An 18,349-nucleotide genomic window follows, 5' to 3' on the forward strand; every position below is an offset into this window, starting at 1 on the left:
TTCCAGGAATCACAAATCAAATCCCTTTCGTGGGTTTCGTGGCCCTCTATGATCCCTTGAGCTGCTGATTCTCTTCGTAGATGGCCAGGTATTCCTGTTCCATGGCGGCGTATTTCTTCTCCAGCTCGGCAAGGTTCCGCGTCTGTTCGTCCAGCTCCTGCTGCAGATCCTCAATGCGCCGGTTCCTGTTTTCCTCGTTGTCGAGTTCCTGCTTCAGCAGCATCGAAATCTGCGTCTGCAGGAAGCCATTTTCCTCTTCCAGGATGGATACCACAGAATTGAGCTCGCTGTTCCGGGCGTCGAGTTCCTGCAGTGACTGCTGGATCTTCTCATGGTCTTCCAGTTTGAGCTGTAGCTGATCGATGAAATTCATCAGTTCACCGATCTGCTGTTCCTTGCCGAGGATGACCTGCTTGATACGTTCCAGGTTCTGGGCGATGTGCTCGCAGCTATCGGACATGGCGTCTTCCTTTTCGCCACTGGTGGCGGTATCTGCCGCGGCTGGCGCCTGGACGTTGCGCATCATGGCCGAGAATTCCTCCTCCACCTGGGCCAGCTGTTTCCCCAGCAGGGTGTTCTCCTCATGCAGCCGCTGGAGAATGCTGCTCAGTTCGGGGGTCTGCTCCTCGGTCGGTACGGCCTTGGTCACTTCCTGATGCAGCTGTTCGTTGAGTGTCTGGCTGTCGGCCAGGCGATCCTTGAGTTCGAAGAAACGCTCCTTGAACCGTTCCAGGTTGCTGATGCGGGTCTTGTAGGCCTCGACCTGGGTCTGGAGTGATTCGATCAGGCTGGACCGGGTGTCGGTGGCTGGCTTGTCCTCGCTGTCTGTGCCGCGGTCGAGGAGGCTGCCCAGGGGCGCGGCGAAGCGTTCCCAGAACCGCTCCTCATCAGGGCTGCCGCTGTCGATGGCCGCGCGCTCGCCACGCAGGAAGGACAAGCGCGTCTCGAGGAGCTGCCTGAATGCCGGGTCGGGTTTCTTTTCGCCGAGCAGGTGGGCGAGCTTCGCCTCGGTGTGCAGGATCTCCGACTGCAGCCTGTCCAGGTAGGCGTCGTCAGGTGAGGTGTCTTCCGATTCGGCAGCCGATGAATCCGCGGAGCGCAGGCGGCGGTTGGCAAGATACAGATAGGCGGTATAGAGGCCGAGCAGGATCAAGGCCTCTACAAGAATGTACACCCAGTAGCTCGTTGCTGTCATGGACCTGGTCCTCAATATGTTCCTGGTGCATATATTCCTCGAATAGGCACAAACTGTAACAGGGCACAATTGCTCGCAGAGGGAATTACTGCCTTGATAAAAACGGAAAAATTACGCATGCAAGGCCGCCTTCGTGCAATATGCGGGCTAGCGGGCTGTTGAAAAAGTCTCTGGCGAGTGCGAGACAAGGCAAAAAATGGCGAAAAAGTGCAGTTTACATGGCCGTAAATGAGCATTTTGAGTCATTTTTTAACGCCATGTCGTGCCGTCAGAGGGTTTTCCAACAGCCTGCTAGAGCCAGGCATCGGCCACCCGGGCCGCTGTAATGCCTTCGTCCTCGCCCGCAAGGTGGATGTCCCGGATCCTGTAGGGTGGTTCCCGGGTATCACGCGGCATGGGTCTTGCCAGCCGGTCTCCACCGGCGAAGCCCAGGCTGAGAACATGGGGATGTAGACTGTCGCCAGTCTCGAGTCGTGTGACCACGGCAATCTCGCCATTGACCAGAACTACCAGGGTTCCGGGCGGATAGACGCCCAGTTCATGGATGAATGTCGAAACGATCTCCTGTTCATAGCGGGCCGGATCTTCATAGAGGATCTTGAGCGCCGTGGTGGGATGATGGGAGGGGTTGCGGCCGCGGCGCGGGATGATGAAGGCCAGGTAGCGATCGATGACGGCCAGGAGTCGTGCGCCACCTGAAATTGCTTTCCCTGCGAGGCCGGTGGGGTAGCCGGAGCCATCCGCCAGTTCGTGATGCTGCAATACCGTATCCAGCCATAAGTGATCGTCGATGCCGGCTGAGCGCAGACGTAAAACCGACTTTTCCGGATGGGCCAGGCGCTGGGACTGCTGTTCCTCGTCCAGCGGCCCCTCCAGGTTGGCCCATTCATCATGGAATTCGAACATCCCAAGATTGGCTGTGAACGCGGCACCGGCCAGTTGTCTCGCGGTATCTTCGTCGTGTCCACGGGCATGGGAGAAGAGCTCAGCGAGAAATAGTGAATAGATAGGGTGCAGGCAGCTGTAGGGGCGGTTGTGATTGAAGTGGATGGCGGCGAGGCAGGCAGTGCGATGTTCCAGGAACAATTCGCGCAGTGATGCGATCAGTTCATGGATGGCATCCTGCTGTTGTTGATGGTTGCCAGTGACGAGTCGGTTGAAACACTCATGGGTCTGGTCTGCCCAGTATTCGATCTTGCGGAAGGGGCCGCGGCCCTGCAGGAGGCCTGCGGCCTGGCTGTCGTCTGCGGGCGAGACCATGTCGTTGTCCGGAAACAGCCCCATGGCCAGCAGGCGCTTGAGGCTGGCCTCGGTGTTGATGACGAAGCCCTTGCGGAAGACGATACGTCCCGCTTCGTTGCGCAGATCACAAGGCAGGGGTGACCCGATACTGATCATGTCCCGTGTCAGCGGTGGCTTCATGCCCATCATCCTTTGCCCGCCAGGCCCCCTCCTGCACGGCCTGGGCAGGCGTGCGTCGGGAGCCGTGGTTCCCTCTTGATGCCTGTTGTCCTCCAGGGGTCATGATAGGCAACAACATGCAAGCCGGCTAGCCCGCATATTGCACGAAGGATTCGAGTTTCAGGGCAAATCTGGCCAAGCAGTTTGTTCGATCGCCCGTAGAAGCATAGCCGTAGCTAGGGTTCAAGGGGGATCGGGCAAAATGCGACGCCAGATTTGGTCTGAACTCGAATAGGCACAAACTGTAACAGGGCACAATTGCCCGCATAGGGAATCACTGCCTTGATAAATACCGGAAAAATTACGCATGCAAGGCCGCCTTCGCGCAATATGCGGGCCAGGTAAAACCGGAATTCCGCGCTGGTTTTTCGCGTCGGCTTCAGGCGTTGAACCGGCGGAACACCAGGGTGGCATTGGCGCCGCCGAAGCCGAAGCTGTTGGACATGACGGTGTCCAGCCGTGCCTCGTCGACGCGCTCGCGGGCAATTGGCAGCCCCTCGGCCTTTTCGTCCAGGCGTTCGATGTTGGCGCTGGCGGCGATGAAACCGGCCTGCTGCATGAGCAGCGAGTAGATCGCCTCGTGCACGCCGGCCGCGCCCAGGGCATGGCCGGTGAGCGACTTGGTGGAGGTGATCACCGGCACCTGCTCGCCGAACACCTGGCGCACGGCCTCCAGCTCCTTGGTGTCGCCCACCGGGGTACTGGTGCCGTGGGCGTTGATGTAGTCGATGGGGGAGTCGACCGTGGCCATGGCCTGCTGCATGCAGCGCACCGCCCCTTCGCCGGAGGGTTGGACCATGTCGTAACCGTCGGAGGTGGCGCCGTAGCCGACCAGTTCGGCGTAGATCTTCGCGCCGCGCGCCCGGGCGTGTTCCAGCTCCTCCAGAACCACCAGGCCGCCGCCGCCGGAGATGACGAAGCCGTCACGGTCGGCGTCGTAGGGACGCGAGGCCTTCTCCGGTGTCCCGTTGTACTTGGAGGACAGCGCGCCCATGGCGTCGAACAGGCAGCTCATGGTCCAGTGCAGTTCCTCGCCGCCACCGGCGAAGACGATGTCCTGCTTGCCCAGCTGGATGAGCTCGGCGCCGTGACCGATGCAGTGGGCGCTGGTCGAGCAGGCGGAGCTGATGGAATAGCCGACACCCTTGATCTTGAAGGCGGTGCCGAGGATGGCCGAGGTGGTGCTGGACATGGTGCGGGTCACACCGTAGGGGCCGATGCGCTTGACGCCCTTTTCACGCAGGGTGTCGGCGGCCAGTACCACGTTGGAGGTGGAGCCGCCACCGGAGCCGACGATCAGGCCGCTGCGCGGGTTGGAGACCTGCGCCTCGTCCAGTCCTGCATCCTCGATGGCCTCGCGCATGGCGATGTAGTTGTAGGCCGCCGCATCGCCCATGAAGCGGCGCAGCTTGCGGTCGATCAGTGCCTCGATATCGACCCTGAGCGGTCCGTGCACATGGCTGCGGAAGCCGAGTTCCCTGTATTCCTCGCTGAAGCTGATGCCGGAGCGCCCCTCGCGCAGGCTGTCCAGTACCTCCGCCTTGCTGTTGCCGATGGAGGACACTACACCGATTCCCGTGACAACGACCCTTCGCATGGTACTCACCTCTAGAAATTCTCGGTGGAGGTAAAGAGGCCGACGCGCAGATCCTTGGCGACGTAGATCTCGCGGCCGTCGACCGACATGGAGGCATCGGCGATGCCCATGCACAGCTTGCGGTTGATGACGCGCTTCATGTCGATCTGGTAGGTCACCAGGCGATTCTTCGGCGTCACCTGTCCGGTGAACTTGATCTCCCCGCCGCCAAGGGCCCGGCCGCGCCCCGGGCCGCCGATCCAGCCGAGGAAGAAGCCGATCAGCTGCCACATGGCGTCCAGACCCAGACAGCCGGGCATCACTGGGTCACCCTCGAAGTGGCAGTCGAAGAACCACAGCTCGGGCTTGACGTCCAGTTCGGCGCGGATCTCCCCCTTGCCATAGCTGCCGCCCTGGTCGCTGATGTGGGTGATGCGGTCGAACATGAGCATCGGTGGCAGTGGCAGCTGGGCATTGCCCGGCCCGAACATCTGGCCATGACCGCAGGCAAGCAGGTCTTCGTAGGAGAAATGGCTGGGGCGGGCGGGTGCTGGGGTGGATTCGCTCATGAAGGTCTCGTGTCGCGTCATGCTGGCAGTGGATTCAGGAGGCGTATTGTAGCCTACCCGGCAGATGGAGATAAGCCGTTTTCCCGGGGGCAGTCTCGGCGGGATGGCCGCCGGGCGGCTTGATTTGGATCAAGCGCTTGGCCATCATGGCCGCCCTGGCGGGCGACCGCGACATGACTGGACGAGGGCCCTCGGCATGGCAGAGCGATCATTTTCGGTGCAGGCGGCAGAGACGCTGGAACGGCTTCTGGAGCAGATGGAGGCGTTGCCGGCGCTGGACGACACGGACATGGATATCGTCGATGGCGTGCTGACGCTGGAGTTCGAGGACGGGACGCAGATCATTCTCAACCGCCAGGAACCGCTGCAGCAGATCTGGCTGGCCTCGCCCCTGGGCCCGGCGCATTTCAGCTATGACGCCGCCAGCGACCGCTGGCTCGACGACCGAACCGGGGAATCGCTCGGCGAGGTGCTGGGCCGTGCCCTGTCGCAGAAGACCGGCCAGGCGCTCCGCCTGGACTGAGGGGGCAGGCTTCAGTCGCGGAAATTTACGAACTGCAGCGGCAGGCCCAGCTCGGCCTGCTTGAGCAGGGCGATCACCTGCTGCAGGTCGTCGCGCTTCTTGCCGCTGACCCGCACCTGGTCCCCCTGGATGCTGGCCTGGACCTTGAGCTTGGCGTCCTTGATGTGCTTGACGATCTTGCGCGCCGTGTCCTTGTCGATGCCCTGGCGCACGGTCAGTGTCTGTCGCGTGCGGTTGCCGCTGCTTTCCAGCTTGCCGGCCTCCAGGGCGGCGATGTCCACGCCGCGCTTGGCGAGCTTGTTGTAGAGGATGTCCTTCATCTGTTCGAGCTGGAACTCGCTCTCCCCGTCCAGGGTGATGGCGGTGTCGTTGAGCTCGACCCGGGCATCACTGCCCTTGAAGTCGTAGCGGTTGCCGATTTCACGGTTGGCCTGGTCGACGGCGTTGGTCACCTCGTGCAGGTCCACTTCTGAGACGACATCGAAGGACGGCATGGCAGGCAGACTCCCCTTGGCAAGAGGACATCATCCTAGCAGCGTAACGCTGCGCGCGGCAATCCAGCGACTCCAGGCATCGCCTGCCGGGGGTCGCCTGATCGCGGCCTGGAGGCCGCTCCTACGAGGCATGGCGGCACGGTGTGGTAGGCGCGGTCTCCAGGCCGCGATCAGGGTAGTGTTGACAGGCCCCGGCTGCCAGGGATGGCGGGGTGTCAGTCCTGCAGGGCCTGGCGCAAGCGGGCCAGGGCGGCAGCGACATCCTCGGATGGTTGCTGGCGTTGCCAGGCCTCCAGCAGGGGCAGGGTCTGCGCCGCCAGGCTGCGCAGATGGGGGCGCAGGCCCGCTTCCTCGCCGGCGGCGAGCCGTTGCAGGGCGGTGCCGATGTCCGGTGCCGGTTCGGGGGAGGCTGCGGCGGCAGCGGCCTCGGGGCCGGCAGGACTGGCGGCGGCTGCGGCGTTTTCCTCGCCTGCAGGTTGTGGTTCCGCGGCAGCCGGCTTGCGGTCGAAGGCCACCCGGTTGCCACCGGCCTTCAGTGCCCGGCCAAGCTGCAGCTGACCTTCCGCCAGCAGATCCTCGAAGCGGCTCTCGCGGCGGATGACCGGCGACACCACGGCGGCGCTGGCGGTCAGCTTCAGGGTTTCGCCACCGATGCGGAAGGCGCGCGAGGCGATCTGCTGGCAGATGCGCACCGCCAGGTTGCGGGCACCGACCGGCGTGGCCGAGGGCAGCAGCAGGCCGAAGCGGGCCAGGCCGACCCGGCCGCCACTGTCCTCGCGGCGCACGCTGTCCTTCACGATCTGGGCGAAGATCTTCAGGATTGCCTCACCGGCCGGGCGGCCGTACTTGATGAAGGCCTTGTCGAAGTTGTCGACGTCGACCAGGATCAGGGCCAGGTCGCTGCGGTGCCGGATGGCATAGGACAGCTCCTGGTGGCCGCGTTCGGTGAAGGCGCGCTGGTTGAGCAGCCCGGTGAGCTTGTCGAGCGTCGGTTCCGCCTGGGCCGTAGTCTGGCATTTCTCCAACTGTTGCTCGGTGTCGGCCAGCTTGATGTGCGAGCGGACATGGGCCAGCAGTTGAACCGAATCGAAGGGCTTGCTGAGGAAGTCGCTGGCGCCCGCGGCGAAGGCGGAGGACTTGGCGCTCTCGTCGTCTTCGGCGCCGGTGACGATGATCACCGGCAGGTTGGCCAGCCGGTGCTGGCTGCTCTCGCGCAGCCGTCGCAGCAGGCCCATGCCGTCCAGATAGGGCATGGACAGGTCGCTGATCACCAGGGCGATGTCCTCCTCGGCCTCCAGCGCCTCCCAGGCGGCCTCCCCGTCACCGGCCTCCAGCACCTCGAATTCGTCACGCAGGATCTTCTTGGCCGCGATGCGGATGACCCGCGAATCGTCCACCACCAGGACGCGGGGCTTGGTTTCGGTGGCAGGGTCCTGTTCCGGTATCACGGGATGCTCCTGATATGGGCGGCGATAGCAGCACAGTCGGCGCTGTCTGCAGGATCTTTAGCCCGGATATTGCACCGAGGATTCGATGCTCGCAGATGAAGCCGGCCGGACGGGCGCTCGGTCACGAGTCAATCGAACAGGCACAAGCTGCAAGCCGCCGCTTCGCCGACCGGTTCAGGCATCGCCCATGCAGAGCCGGTTGACGCTGACCTGGTTGACGCCATCCAGGGCCAGCAGCGCCTCGCGGATGCTCTGCTCGATCTGGGCGGCGAAGGGGCAGTGGGGTGTGGTCAGCTGCAGCTCGATGTGCACCCGGTCGTCGTCGATGTCGATCTCGCGGATCAGGCCCAGTTCGACCAGGCTGTGGCTCAGCTCCGGATCCTGGACCCGGTCGAGAGCGGCGCGTACTTCGTCTTCGCTGATCTGTGGCATGGTGATATTCCTTGCTGGAGGCATGGGTCCATCGATTCTTGCAGGGCCGGGAGACGGGTGCAAGCGGCCTCAGCCGATCTGCAGGAAATCCTCTCCCGGCCGGTAGCCGAGGTCCTGCAGCTGGGCAGCGATCTGTTCCCGTGCGCCATGGTTGGCGACATAGACCAGGACCAGGGGGCGCGGCTGGGCGTTGGCCAGCCAGTCCGGGGGGCATACCGGGATGCCGCCGACCCGGTTGCCTATCTTGCGCGGGTCGATATCGATCCAGACCTGGGGGCGGAAACCCTGCTCCAGCAGGTGGCGGCAGCGGCGGCGAGTCTTGCGGCCGGCACCCCAGATCGCCAGAGGTCGCTGCTTGAGGCGCGGATCGCTGGCCAGGTAGCGGGCGCGCAGCCGGTCGAATGCCTCGCGTCGGCAGCGCGGGTCGCGCCGCGACAGGCGCTGCGGGCCGTCACGCCAGTCGAGCAGCACCTCCGGCACCTTGCCCAGCCGGTCACCGGCCTGTACCAGCCGCAGCCAGAGATCGTAGTCCTCGGCGAAATCCCCCGCACGATAGCCGCCGATGGCCAGGATACGCCGGCGACGGTACATCACCGAGGGATGGGCCAGGGGGGCCTCACGGTAGATATCGGTAGCGATCTGTTCGCTGCTCAGGCAGGCATTCTGCCAGCGCAGGTATTCGCGCAGGCCGGCACGCAGCTCCGCCTCGGGAAAGATGCGCACCTGACTGCCGGCCACGGTCAGTTCCGGCCGTGCCTGCAGCCACTGCCACTGGCGCTGCAGGCGTTGCGGGTACATGCGATCATCGGCGTCCATGCGTGCCACCAGTGGGGCACGGGCGGCCTGCAGGCCGAGATTGAGGGCCGCCACCAGGCCGGGGCGGGGATTGCCGAGGATGCGGATGCGGTGGTCGCTGGCGGCATGGGCGCGCAGGATGTCGATGCTGCCGTCAGTGCAGGCATCGTCGACGACCAGCAGTTCGAAGTCGTCCAGCGACTGCCTGCGGATCGACAGCAGGCACTCGTCGAGCGTGCTCTCGGCATTGCGCACCGGCAGGAGGACGCTCACGGCAGGGCAGGCTGAGGGACTCACGGGAGTACATTCCAGACAGGCAGCAGTTCGTTGCATGCATCATAATGGCACTGCGCCCATCACCAAAAGTGGCAGACCCATGCAGAGATCCGAGCGCGAGTTGCTTTTCGAGTTGCTGCGGCAGCCGACCGCCCCCTTTCGTGAGCAGCAGGTGCGTGACTTTGTCGCCGGCCGGCTGCAGCGTTGGCAGGTGCCGCATTTCGAGGATCCCTGCGGTAACCTGATCGTCGGCGTGGACAGCCCGGCCGCCTACCGGAAACGGGTGCGCACGGCGAGCGATGAACCGCTGCGCCTGTTCATCGCCCACATGGACCATCCCGGCTTCCATGGCCAGCGCTGGCTGGACAGGCGACATCTGGCCATCGACTGGCACGGTGGTTCGCCGTTGCGCCATCTCGCCGGGGCCAGCGTCTGGCTGTCGGCCGGGGACGGCGTGATCGCCCGCGGTGCCCTGCGCCATGTCGAGCTGCAGCCGCGGGGTTACGGGATCCGCCGGGCAGTGGTCGAGCTGCCGGATGAGAGCCTGCATGCGCGGCGCCTGGCGGCACGGCGGCTGTTCGGCGGCTTCGATTTCCGGGCCCCCGTATGGCGTTCCGGCAAGCGGGTCTATTGTCGTGCGGCCGATGATCTGGTCGGGGTGTTCGCCATCCTGCGCACGGCGCGGCGGCTGTTCCGGCGCCAGCCTGAGGAGGTGCCTTTCATCGCCCTGCTCAGCCGGGCCGAGGAGGTCGGCTTCGTCGGTGCCATCGCCCATTTCGAGCTGGGCTGGCTCGAACGCCCGCGCCGACCTTTGCTGGCGGTCAGCCTGGAGGCGTCGCGAACCCTGCCCGGTGCGGTTATCGGCAAGGGGCCGGTGGTGCGGCTCGGTGACCGGCGCACCCTGTTCGCGGCCGGGGCCAGCCATTTGCTGAGCAGCCTGGCCGAGCGCCTGCTGCCCGCTGCCCATCAACGCCGCGTCATGGACGGTGGTGCCTGTGAGGCGACGGCGGCCGCCGTATTCGGCCTGCCGGTGGTTGGCCTGACGGTGCCGCTCGGCAACTATCACAACCAGGGATTCGAGGGCGGTATGGACTGTCGTCGGCCAGAGGGGCCGGCACCGGAATTCGTGCATCTCGACGATGTCCAGGGCCTGTGTCGGTTGAGTCAGGGGCTGATGCGTTCCGGCCTCCCCTGGCAGGATCCCTGGCGCACGCTGCGCGGCCGTCTGCAGGCCAATCGAAAACGCTACCAGCGACTGCTGGAGCAGTCATGAGGAATTCTCACATGCGATGGAAGCTATCCACCACTCTGATCGTTGCCCTGCTGTTGCCTGCCTGCCAGTCCCTGCCCCGGCAGGAGGATGTCCTGCCGGCAGCGGTGGGAGAGCAATGGCAGTTGCTGCGCAGCCTGCATTTTCCGCCAGGCAGCACGCGACTCCATTTCCAGGATGGCCGGCAGACGGCGGCGATGAAGCTGACGGTCTGGGAGCTCAACTGTGCCTTTGTGCTGGATCGGGCGAGTGACGAGGCCATCGATATCGAGCCCGGCCCGCTGCGGGTGAGTGCGGTCCGGCGGCGTGAGGCATTTGGCGTCTGGGAGCGGGGCAGTATCGCCTACCAGACGGTCATCCACTTCGACGATGCGCACCATCCCCTGGTCGCACTGGACTGTGAGCGCTGGGTCCAGGGCTATGATGCCCGCTATCGCCTGCATCGTGCGGAACTGCGCCAGTTGCTGCGGGGCTGGCTCGGGATTCCCTCGGCGCGGCCTTCGGGGGGTGGCGAAAGTCAACGCTAACCCGGATATTGCACCAAGGCGGTCCCTATGATCGGAGTGCAGGCTGGTATACAAGGCCAGGAGGCACGCAAATAGGCCCTCGTGGCGGGGTACACTTTGTGCCTATTCGATTGACTCCGGGCATCCTGCCCTCCGCCCTTCGGGCCAGCCTTGCGGCTGTTCAAAATCGCTCCCGGCGATTTTGTCAGGACGCATCTGGCTGCGCATCCTGGCCGATCCCCCTTGAGCCATAGCTACGGCTATGCTTCCGCGGGTGATCGACCAAGCTGCTTTGCCAGCTCCGCCCTGAGAATCGAATCCTTGGTGCAATATCCGGGCTAACTAGTTGAAAGCAAAAGGCTTGAGGCAATAAAAAGGCCCGCATCGAGCGGGCCTTGGAGTTTCCAGCTGTGAAAAGGCTGCCGGATCAGCGACGGCGTGCAGTCTTCTTTGCGGCCTTCTTCTTCGCAGCCTTTTTCTTGGTTGCCCGTTTCTTGGCGACCTTTTTCTTGGCAGCCTTCTTCTTGCTGGCCTTCTTCTTGGCGACCTTTTTCTTCGCTACCTTTTTCTTGGCGGTTTTCTTCTTGGCAGTTTTCTTCTTGGCGACCTTTTTCTTCGCCACCTTTTTCTTGGCGGCTTTCTTCTTGGACGCCTTCTTCTTGGCGACCTTCTTACGGGTCACACGAGCGACCTTTTTCTTGGCGACCTTCTTCTTCGCCGCCACCTTCCGTTTCGTTGCGACCTTCTTCCTGGCCGCCGTTTTCCGTTTCGCTGTTTTCTTCTTCACTGCCATGAGGAAACCCTCCTGTTTACTGGTTCGCGCAACATAACGGCATTTGATTATAGAAACTTTAACGAAAAATAAAAGATTACGATGAAAAAATGATGTTGAGCGACATCAGGTGCGGCTAACTTGATTGATACTGCCATGTCGGGAAATGCTGCTATACGAGCAGTTTCCGCACCCTGCCTGTGTGTTGCCGCAGGTGATGTCGCGGTGTGCTCGGCATCGGGCCATAACGGCATTGGCTGCCGATGTTCATGCAAGGACATGCGATATCACAGCCGTGTATGACGGTGCCGCGGTGCGGAGTTTGTTTTATAGTGGCGCTGATCCAGATGTTCTCTCGTGTCTCCGACTGCAGGGGGTAAGCCACGATGTCGCTACAACCGGGTCATGTCTTCGACAGCCTGAACGATCTGCTCTGGGAGAAGGACCCGCGGCAGTTGCATGGCTGGCAGCGCGTCATGGTGAAGGCCCTGCAGATCCTCTATGTCATGCTCAGGGATCTGCTGCACGGCGAGCTCAACCTGCGGGCCATGAGCCTGGTCTATACCACCCTGCTCTCCCTGGTGCCCCTGCTGGCACTCAGTTTCTCGGTGCTGAAGGGCTTTGGGGTGCACAACCAGATCGAGCCGCTGCTGTACAACTTCCTGCAGCCGCTCGGCCCCAAGGGTGAGGAGGTGGCGCAGCAGATCATGGCCTTCGTCGAGAACGTGAAGGTCGGGGTGCTGGGTGCGCTGGGGCTGGTGTTTCTGCTCTATACGGTGCTCTCCCTGCTGCAGAAGATCGAGGCCTCGTTCAATTACGTCTGGCACGTGGAGCATCTGCGCAGTCTCTCGCAGCGTTTCAGCAATTACCTCAGCGTGATCCTCATCGGGCCGGTGATGATCTTCAGCGCCATCGGCATCACCGCCACGGTGATAAACAACGAGCTGGTGCAGCGCCTGGTTGCCATCGAGCCCTTCGGCACCCTGGTCGTGACCCTGTCCAAGCTACTGCCCTACCTGCTGGTCGGTGTGGCCTTTACCTTCGTCTACATCTTCATCCCCAATACCCGGGTCAAGGTCGGGGCGGCGGCGGTGGGTGGTCTGCTGGCCGGTTTCCTCTGGCAGACCACCGGCTGGGCCTTTGCCGCCTTTATCGCCTCGTCCACCAAGTATGCGGCCATCTATTCCAGCTTTGCCATCCTGGTCCTGCTGCTGATCTGGCTGTACATCAACTGGCTGGTGCTGCTGGTCGGGGCGCAGGTCGCCTTCTATGTCCAGCATCCGCAGTACCTGACCCGCTACCGGGTACGACTGGTTCTGAGCAACCGCATGCGTGAACGGCTGGCCCTGGTGGTGATGTATCTGGTGGGCTACAACCACTTCCACAACCGCCCGCCCTGGACCGTGGACAGCCTCTCCGAGCACCTGTCGATTCCGGCCGAGGCCGTGGGGCGACTGGTCGAGATGCTGCAGCAGCAGGGCTTTCTGGTGCCGACCGCGGCCGAGCCGGAGGCCTATCTGCCGGCACGGGACATCGAGACCATCCATCTCTATGATCTGCTGAGTGTGGTGCGTCGTGCCGAGGAAAGCCGCTTCGTCAATCCCGAGCGGATGTTGCCGGTGACGCCGGTCGACGTACTGCTGACTCGTCTCGAGGGGGCCATGGAGTCGACCCTGGATGGCGAGACGCTGCGTGACCTGGTGCTGGAAGGCAAGGCGCCGGTTAGCGGCTGATGGCGGTGGCCGCGTTCAGTGAGACTGGTTGAGGGCCAGCTGGTAGGTGATTCCCGGCCGTGCCCCGAGCGGCAGCCGCTGGCCGAGGTGAAACAGGGCCTGAGGGGATCCCCCCTGGAGCATCATCCATTTCGGCAGGTGGCGGCTGAGTGCCTGGTAATAGGTCTCTGCAGAGACGCCCTCGCAGGCCAGGGTGTCGGGGTTCCATTCGATGCGGTAGTGCCAGGCGGGGAAACGGCCGATGTGCTGCGGGGCGAGGCCGATCTGCGGCTGGCGGGTATCCCTGACCTCGCCGGTGAAGACCCAGTTGCCGGCGCAGAGTTCTGCTTCTGTGGCCTCCTTCGCCTCGCCAAGGGCGATATGGGCGATGGCCCGGGCCACCGTGGGGGTCTGGGCCTGACTGCGGGGGATCCAGGCGAGTATCTCGTTGCGGCCGAGATTGGCCTCGGCGCCCGGTCCCGCCGCCTCGGGATCGGACTGGGGGGCGGCGCATCCCTGCAGTACCATCAGCAGGCCGGCTGTGGCGGCGAGGCAATGCGTGCTGGCATGACTGTTCTGCATGGTTGCAGTACTCTGTGAAGGGCGTTGTGGTCCATATAGCCACCAGGACACGAAAATTTTCTGCGACCCGGTCACAACTCGACAGGCGCTGCCGGCGCGAGGGGATGAAATTGTGAACGGGTCCACACTCCGCAGGGGAACGGGAATGAGGATCAGGTGGCCGGTCCGCCGGCAAGGGGGGCTGTTGGAATGGTGATGAGCGGCAATGCCCGGGTGGACAGCGCCGTGGAGCGCCTCTGCGCGGACGGCTGCCAGGCGGTGCGCGAGTACATCCTGGCCCTGCAGGAACGCCGCTCGCTGGCCGTCTTCGAGGGCCTGGACGGCGCCGAGCGCGAGCTGCTGCTGCGCGAGCTGCAGGCGATCATGGCGGTGTACGGGGACTGCTGCCGGCTCTGACCGGCAGCGCCCCCTGTGGCCGGATCTCAGCCGTTGGCGGCGCGCAGCGCCTTCTTGCGCTCGTGTTCCTTGAGCAGCTTCTTGCGCAGCCGGATGTGCTGCGGTGTGACCTCGACCAGCTCGTCGTCGTCGATGAATTCCAGGGCCTGCTCCAGGCTGAGCTGGATCGGCGGCGTGAGCAGGATGTTCTCGTCACTGCCGGCGGCGCGGATGTTGGTCAGCTGCTTGGCCTTCAGCGGGTTCACCACCAGATCGTTGCTGCGCGAGTGAATGCCGATGATCATCCCCTCGTAGACCTCCTCGCCCGGGCCGATGAACAGCCGTCCACGATCCTGCAGGTTGAACAGGGCATAGCCGAGCGCCTTGCCGGCGGCGTTGGCCATCATCACGCCGTTGATGCGCTGGCCATAGTTGCCCTTTTTCACCGCGCCGTAGTGGTCGAACACCGAGTAGAGCAGGCCGGTGCCCTGGGTGGCGGTGAGGAATTCGGTGCGGAAGCCGATCAGGCCGCGCGAGGGGATGATGTAGTCCAGCCTCACCCGCCCCTGGCCGTCGGGCACCATGTCCTTCAGGTCGCCGCCGCGTTCGCCCAGTTTCTCCATGACCGCGCCCTGGTGCTGCTCCTCGATGTCGACGGTGAGCTGTTCGTAGGGTTCCTGGCGCTGACCGTCGACCTCCTGGACGATGACCTCGGGGCGTGACACGCCGAGTTCATAACCCTCGCGGCGCATGGTCTCGATGAGGATCGACAGATGCAGCTCGCCGCGCCCGGAGACCTTGAACTTGTCCGGGTCCTCGGTGTCCTCGACGCGCAGGGCGACGTTGTGCACCAGCTCGCGCTGCAGGCGTTCGCGGATCTGGCGCGAGGTGACGAACTTGCCGTCCTTGCCGGCGAAGGGCGAGTTGTTGACCTGGAAGGTCATGCTCACCGTCGGCTCGTCCACGGTCAGCGGCGGCAGGGCCTCGACCTGGGCCGGGTCGCACAGGGTGTCGGAGATGTTGAGCTGCTCGACCCCGGTGAAGGCGATGATGTCGCCGGCCTGGGCCTCGGCCACCTCGATGCGCTCCAGGCCGAGGAAGCCGAGCACCTGCAGGATGCGCCCGTTGCGGCGCTGGCCCTCGCTGTCGATGATGACCACCGGGGTGTTGGTCCTGACCCGGCCGCGGCTGATGCGGCCGATGCCGATGACGCCGACGTAGCTGTTGTAGTCCAGCGAGCTGACCTGCAGCTGCAGCGGGCCGTCCGGGTCCACCTCGGGTGCCGGCACCTGCTCGATGATGGTCTCGAACAGCGGTGTCATGTCGCCGCTGCGGGCACCGGGATCCTCGCTGGCGTAGCCGTCCAGGCCGGAGGCATAGACCACCGGAAAGTCGAGCTGTTCGTCGCTGGCGCCGAGGCGGTCGAAGAGGTCGAAGGTCTGATCCAGTACCCAGTCGGGGCGGGCGCCCGGGCGGTCGATCTTGTTGATCACCACGATCGGTTTGAGACCGCGGGCCAGCGCCTTCTGGGTGACGAACCGGGTCTGCGGCATCGGCCCCTCCACGGCATCGACCAGCAGCAGCACCGAATCGACCATCGACAGTACGCGCTCCACCTCGCCACCGAAGTCGGCGTGGCCGGGGGTGTCGACGATGTTGATGCGGTAGTCGCCCCAGCGGATGGCGGTGTTCTTGGAGAGGATGGTGATGCCGCGCTCACGCTCCAGGTCGTTGGAATCCATCACCCGTTCCGGGGCTTCGGCGCGTTCGCCGAGGGTGCCGGACTGGACCAGGAGCTGGTCGACGAGGGTGGTCTTGCCATGGTCGACGTGGGCGATGATGGCGATGTTGCGGAGCTTGTTGATCACGGGAATGCCTGCGGTTGGAACAAAAGACGAGAAATTATACAGGAATTGCTGTCTGGCGACATCCCAGCCTGCATTTTGGATCGCAACATGCTGAAATCATGGCAAAATGCTTTCTGCCGGGCTGAAATGTCCCCAGCCTTGGGAGGATAGCCCGCATATTGCGCGAATAGGCACAAACCGTAACAGGGTACAATTGCTCGCATAGGGAATTACTGCCTTGATAAATACCGGATAAATTACGCATTCAAGGCCGCCTTCGTGCAATATGCGGGATAGAGAGATGGTCATTCAGGAACGCTTTGAGATTGCGACCCGCGGTCGCGGCAGCTACGACATCAGCCGGGAGGTGCAACGGCGCACCGCGGCGGCCGGCATCGCGACCGGCCTCTGCCATCTGTTCCTGCACCATACCAGCGCCTCGCTGATGCTCTGTGAGAACGCCGATCCGGAGGTACGTGCCGATCTGGAGCGGTTCATGGCGCGGCTGGTGCCGGACGGCGATCCGCTGTTCGCCCACAGCGCCGAGGGGCCGGACGACATGCCGGCCCATGTGCGCACCCTGCTCAGCGGTGCCGAGCTGACCTTGCCGGTCAGCGACGGCCGCTGTGCGCTGGGCACCTGGCAGGGGGTGTACCTCTGGGAGCATCGCACCCAGGCCCACCGCCGGCGCCTGACACTGACGGTGTATGGGGAATAGGGGAGGAGTCAGGAGTCAGAAACCAGAATCCAGGAGCTAGCCCGGATGATGGCGTGGCTGGACCCGCCGGGGATCGCGGCCTGGAGACCGCTCCCACGAGGATGGCGGCACCATGGTAGGAGCGGCCTCCAGGCCGCGATTGGCGTGGTGCATATTGCACGAAGGCGGCCCGCATGATCGGAGTGCAGGCTGACATACAAGGCCTGGAGCTCGGAAATGGCTCCTCACAGCGGGGTACAGGTTGTGCCTGTTCGAGTTTCAGGGCGAACCCTTCATGCAATATGCGGGCTAGAAGCTGGAAGCCAGGGGCGGGCAGTGCCCGCCGGGATGGCTAGGGCGGATCCAGTCGGCGCATCCGCGACGGCAACAGGTGCATGTCGGCCAGCACGCTGAGCAGGCTGGCGCCGAAGCTGGCCTCCTCGTCGTACATCATGCGGTAGTACTGGAGCTTCATGGTCAGGACGCTGCCGAAGATGATGCTGCCCAGGGCGAGGAAGGAGCCCAGGGCCAGGGTGGAGGTGCCACTGATACCCTGGCCGATGGTGCAGCCCATGGCCAGCACGCCGCCGATACCCATCAGCACGGCCCCGGCCAGATGGTTGATGAAGTCGCTGCGGCTCTTGAACCAGACCAGCTTGAAGCGGCCGGTGGAGACGGCATAGAGCAGGGAGCCGAGGATGACCCCGGCGAGGGCGGCCACGCCAAAGCTGATCCGCAGCAGATCGCCCGGTGACATCAGATAGTAGAGGGACTCACCCATGGGGTTGATGAAGGTGTAGGACTGGACCGCGACACCGACCGGCTTCTCGTCCAGCCATTCCACGGCCTCGATGGCGGCCTGGCCGAGTGGGCCACCGGTGATGTACCAGCCGGCGAGGACCACCAGTCCCACGGTGGCGCCCCCCAGGGAATGATTCCAGTTGCTGCGGAAGCTCTTGTCGCGCAGGGCCATGACCAGGATGCCCAGCACCAGGGCGGTGCCGATGGCATAGTGCAGCAGGCCGTCGCGGCTGCCGCCGAGGATATCGCTGATTGCCTGGCTGGAGATGCCGTAGTCGGCAAGGTTGACGCTGGTGGCACTGACCCAGCCGTGGAACAGTACGGCATAGAAGTCGGTCTTGGTCATCAGATAGGCGAACAGGCCCGCCACGCCCAGCACGAACAGGGACTTCAGGTTGCCGCCGCCGATGTTGAGCAGGGTCTTGTTGCCGCAGCCACCGGCCAGGGTCATGCCGATGCCGAACATGACACCGCCCAGGATGTAGCGCAGCCAGGCGAAGTTCGCTGTGCGATAGGGTGGCAAGGTGCTGTCGACACTGGCCACACCAAGACCCTCCAGCAGCAGCACGCCCGCCAGGGCAACGGCGATGGCGGTGAACCAGGCCCAGAGCCGGCCCTTCTTGCCCATATTGATCCAGTCCGACACCGCGCCCATGGTGCAGAAGTTGGTCTTGTGCGCGACCGCGCCCAGGATCACCGCGGCAAGGAAGCCGTAGAGAAGGACCTGCTGTTGTGGTTCGAGTGCCATGTGTCTGCTCCAGATGTTGGATCTGATGGGGGTCTCAAGTTCCAGATGCACAGGCCGCCGGTTTTATTCCCTGGGGCCCAGCCCGGATGATGACTGGGCTGCGCGTCCTCCCCCTCCCCCTCACCGCCAGCGTCTGCACAGGCCCTTTTGCGGCTAAATCTTTTCGGTCTGCAAGCGCTAGATTCTTGCGGGCCAGCGTGGTTGGAATAACGGCCTGGTGTGGGGAGTCTTTAATTAGGGCCTGTTAACAGGCCCTAAGGACAACCGGAG

Annotated in this window: 18 protein-coding genes; 6 read left to right on the plus strand and 12 right to left on the minus strand. The window is 63.8% G+C overall.

Annotated features, from left to right (window positions below; translation table 11 throughout):
- Positions 1-46: 46 nt before the first annotated feature.
- The 4 genes from QVG61_RS02555 to fabA form a co-directional block, all read right to left on the minus strand.
- A complete protein-coding gene (locus QVG61_RS02555) occupies positions 47-1,195 on the minus strand; it encodes a hypothetical protein (RefSeq protein ID WP_289931761.1) in 1,149 nt (382 codons plus the stop codon).
- A gap of 291 nt (positions 1,196-1,486) precedes the next feature.
- On the minus strand, positions 1,487-2,617 hold the full coding sequence (locus QVG61_RS02560) for an HD domain-containing phosphohydrolase (RefSeq protein WP_289931762.1): 1,131 nt from the start codon (positions 2,615-2,617) through the stop codon (positions 1,487-1,489).
- A gap of 418 nt (positions 2,618-3,035) precedes the next feature.
- Positions 3,036-4,253 (minus strand): beta-ketoacyl-ACP synthase I, encoded by a 1,218-nt coding sequence (gene fabB / locus QVG61_RS02565; protein ID WP_289931763.1) that lies wholly within the window; start codon positions 4,251-4,253, stop codon positions 3,036-3,038.
- A gap of 11 nt (positions 4,254-4,264) precedes the next feature.
- Positions 4,265-4,801 carry a 3-hydroxyacyl-[acyl-carrier-protein] dehydratase FabA gene (gene fabA / locus QVG61_RS02570; RefSeq protein ID WP_289931764.1) on the minus strand — a complete coding sequence of 179 codons (537 nt, stop codon included), beginning with the start codon at positions 4,799-4,801 and terminating at the stop codon, positions 4,265-4,267.
- Between the two features lie 196 nt (positions 4,802-4,997).
- On the opposite strand from fabA, the gene cyaY reads away from it, so the two are divergent.
- Positions 4,998-5,324 (plus strand): iron donor protein CyaY, encoded by a 327-nt coding sequence (gene cyaY, locus QVG61_RS02575; RefSeq protein ID WP_289931765.1) that lies wholly within the window; start codon positions 4,998-5,000, stop codon positions 5,322-5,324.
- Between the two features lie 11 nt (positions 5,325-5,335).
- Here the strand turns inward: cyaY and QVG61_RS02580 are convergent, their stop codons facing one another.
- The 4 genes from QVG61_RS02580 to QVG61_RS02595 form a co-directional block, all read right to left on the minus strand.
- On the minus strand, positions 5,336-5,818 hold the full coding sequence (locus QVG61_RS02580; RefSeq protein WP_289931766.1) for a YajQ family cyclic di-GMP-binding protein: 483 nt from the start codon (positions 5,816-5,818) through the stop codon (positions 5,336-5,338).
- A 215-nt stretch (positions 5,819-6,033) separates the two neighbouring features.
- Positions 6,034-7,266: a response regulator gene (locus tag QVG61_RS02585; protein WP_289931767.1), complete on the minus strand. Its 1,233-nt coding sequence runs from the start codon at positions 7,264-7,266 to the stop codon at positions 6,034-6,036.
- A gap of 174 nt (positions 7,267-7,440) precedes the next feature.
- A complete protein-coding gene (locus QVG61_RS02590; RefSeq protein WP_289931768.1) occupies positions 7,441-7,698 on the minus strand; it encodes an iron-sulfur cluster assembly protein in 258 nt (85 codons plus the stop codon).
- 69 nt (positions 7,699-7,767) lie between these two features.
- Positions 7,768-8,766, minus strand: a complete 999-nt coding sequence (locus QVG61_RS02595) for a glycosyltransferase (RefSeq protein ID WP_289931769.1) — start codon at positions 8,764-8,766, stop codon at positions 7,768-7,770.
- Positions 8,767-8,869: 103 nt separating this feature from the next.
- Here QVG61_RS02595 and QVG61_RS02600 point away from each other — a divergent pair, with 103 nt between their 5' ends.
- Entirely contained in the window at positions 8,870-10,042 is a 1,173-nt protein-coding gene (locus tag QVG61_RS02600; RefSeq protein WP_289931770.1) for a hypothetical protein, read from the plus strand.
- Between the two features lie 11 nt (positions 10,043-10,053).
- Positions 10,054-10,566, plus strand: a complete 513-nt coding sequence (locus QVG61_RS02605) for a hypothetical protein (protein ID WP_289931771.1) — start codon at positions 10,054-10,056, stop codon at positions 10,564-10,566.
- Between the two features lie 406 nt (positions 10,567-10,972).
- On the opposite strand, the gene QVG61_RS02610 is transcribed toward QVG61_RS02605, so the two are convergent.
- A complete protein-coding gene (locus QVG61_RS02610; RefSeq protein WP_289932808.1) occupies positions 10,973-11,338 on the minus strand; it encodes a hypothetical protein in 366 nt (121 codons plus the stop codon).
- A 365-nt stretch (positions 11,339-11,703) separates the two neighbouring features.
- Between QVG61_RS02610 and QVG61_RS02615 the strand changes: the two genes are divergently transcribed.
- Positions 11,704-13,050, plus strand: coding sequence for a YihY/virulence factor BrkB family protein (locus tag QVG61_RS02615; protein ID WP_289931772.1), 1,347 nt, complete (start codon positions 11,704-11,706; stop codon positions 13,048-13,050).
- Positions 13,051-13,065: 15 nt separating this feature from the next.
- Here the strand turns inward: QVG61_RS02615 and QVG61_RS02620 are convergent, their stop codons facing one another.
- Entirely contained in the window at positions 13,066-13,611 is a 546-nt protein-coding gene (locus QVG61_RS02620) for a hypothetical protein (protein WP_289931773.1), read from the minus strand.
- Positions 13,612-13,806: 195 nt separating this feature from the next.
- Here QVG61_RS02620 and QVG61_RS02625 point away from each other — a divergent pair, with 195 nt between their 5' ends.
- Positions 13,807-14,007: a hypothetical protein gene (locus tag QVG61_RS02625; RefSeq protein WP_289931774.1), complete on the plus strand. Its 201-nt coding sequence runs from the start codon at positions 13,807-13,809 to the stop codon at positions 14,005-14,007.
- Positions 14,008-14,033: 26 nt separating this feature from the next.
- On the opposite strand, the gene typA is transcribed toward QVG61_RS02625, so the two are convergent.
- Positions 14,034-15,854 carry a translational GTPase TypA gene (gene typA, locus QVG61_RS02630; protein ID WP_289931775.1) on the minus strand — a complete coding sequence of 607 codons (1,821 nt, stop codon included), beginning with the start codon at positions 15,852-15,854 and terminating at the stop codon, positions 14,034-14,036.
- A gap of 280 nt (positions 15,855-16,134) precedes the next feature.
- On the opposite strand from typA, the gene QVG61_RS02635 reads away from it, so the two are divergent.
- The gene (locus QVG61_RS02635) at positions 16,135-16,551 is read left to right on the plus strand and encodes a secondary thiamine-phosphate synthase enzyme YjbQ (protein ID WP_289931776.1); all 417 of its coding nucleotides are present in this window, start codon (positions 16,135-16,137) and stop codon (positions 16,549-16,551) included.
- A 331-nt stretch (positions 16,552-16,882) separates the two neighbouring features.
- Here the strand turns inward: QVG61_RS02635 and QVG61_RS02640 are convergent, their stop codons facing one another.
- Complete coding sequence (locus QVG61_RS02640; protein ID WP_289931777.1) at positions 16,883-18,079, minus strand: YeeE/YedE family protein; 1,197 nt, start codon at positions 18,077-18,079, stop codon at positions 16,883-16,885.
- Between the last annotated feature and the right edge of the window lie 270 nt (positions 18,080-18,349).

The sequence above is a fragment of the Thiohalobacter sp. IOR34 genome, assembly GCF_030406045.1.
In the GTDB taxonomy this organism is placed as follows: Bacteria; Pseudomonadota; Gammaproteobacteria; order Thiohalobacterales; family Thiohalobacteraceae.

Bases quoted from the DNA above. Each gene is read 5' to 3' on its own strand.
- QVG61_RS02555 (WP_289931761.1), bottom strand. From the start codon at position 1,195: ATGACAGCAACGAGCTACTGGGTGTACATTCTTGTAGAGGCCTTGATC.
- QVG61_RS02560 (WP_289931762.1), bottom strand. From the start codon at position 2,617: ATGAAGCCACCGCTGACACGGGACATGATCAGTATCGGGTCACCCCTG.
- fabB (WP_289931763.1), bottom strand. From the start codon at position 4,253: ATGCGAAGGGTCGTTGTCACGGGAATCGGTGTAGTGTCCTCCATCGGC.
- fabA (WP_289931764.1), bottom strand. From the start codon at position 4,801: ATGAGCGAATCCACCCCAGCACCCGCCCGCCCCAGCCATTTCTCCTAC.
- cyaY (WP_289931765.1), top strand. From the start codon at position 4,998: ATGGCAGAGCGATCATTTTCGGTGCAGGCGGCAGAGACGCTGGAACGG.
- QVG61_RS02580 (WP_289931766.1), bottom strand. From the start codon at position 5,818: ATGCCGTCCTTCGATGTCGTCTCAGAAGTGGACCTGCACGAGGTGACC.
- QVG61_RS02590 (WP_289931768.1), bottom strand. From the start codon at position 7,698: ATGCCACAGATCAGCGAAGACGAAGTACGCGCCGCTCTCGACCGGGTC.
- QVG61_RS02600 (WP_289931770.1), top strand. From the start codon at position 8,870: ATGCAGAGATCCGAGCGCGAGTTGCTTTTCGAGTTGCTGCGGCAGCCG.
- QVG61_RS02605 (WP_289931771.1), top strand. From the start codon at position 10,054: ATGCGATGGAAGCTATCCACCACTCTGATCGTTGCCCTGCTGTTGCCT.
- QVG61_RS02610 (WP_289932808.1), bottom strand. From the start codon at position 11,338: ATGGCAGTGAAGAAGAAAACAGCGAAACGGAAAACGGCGGCCAGGAAG.
- QVG61_RS02615 (WP_289931772.1), top strand. From the start codon at position 11,704: ATGTCGCTACAACCGGGTCATGTCTTCGACAGCCTGAACGATCTGCTC.
- QVG61_RS02620 (WP_289931773.1), bottom strand. From the start codon at position 13,611: ATGCAGAACAGTCATGCCAGCACGCATTGCCTCGCCGCCACAGCCGGC.
- QVG61_RS02625 (WP_289931774.1), top strand. From the start codon at position 13,807: ATGAGCGGCAATGCCCGGGTGGACAGCGCCGTGGAGCGCCTCTGCGCG.
- QVG61_RS02635 (WP_289931776.1), top strand. From the start codon at position 16,135: ATGGTCATTCAGGAACGCTTTGAGATTGCGACCCGCGGTCGCGGCAGC.
- QVG61_RS02640 (WP_289931777.1), bottom strand. From the start codon at position 18,079: ATGGCACTCGAACCACAACAGCAGGTCCTTCTCTACGGCTTCCTTGCC.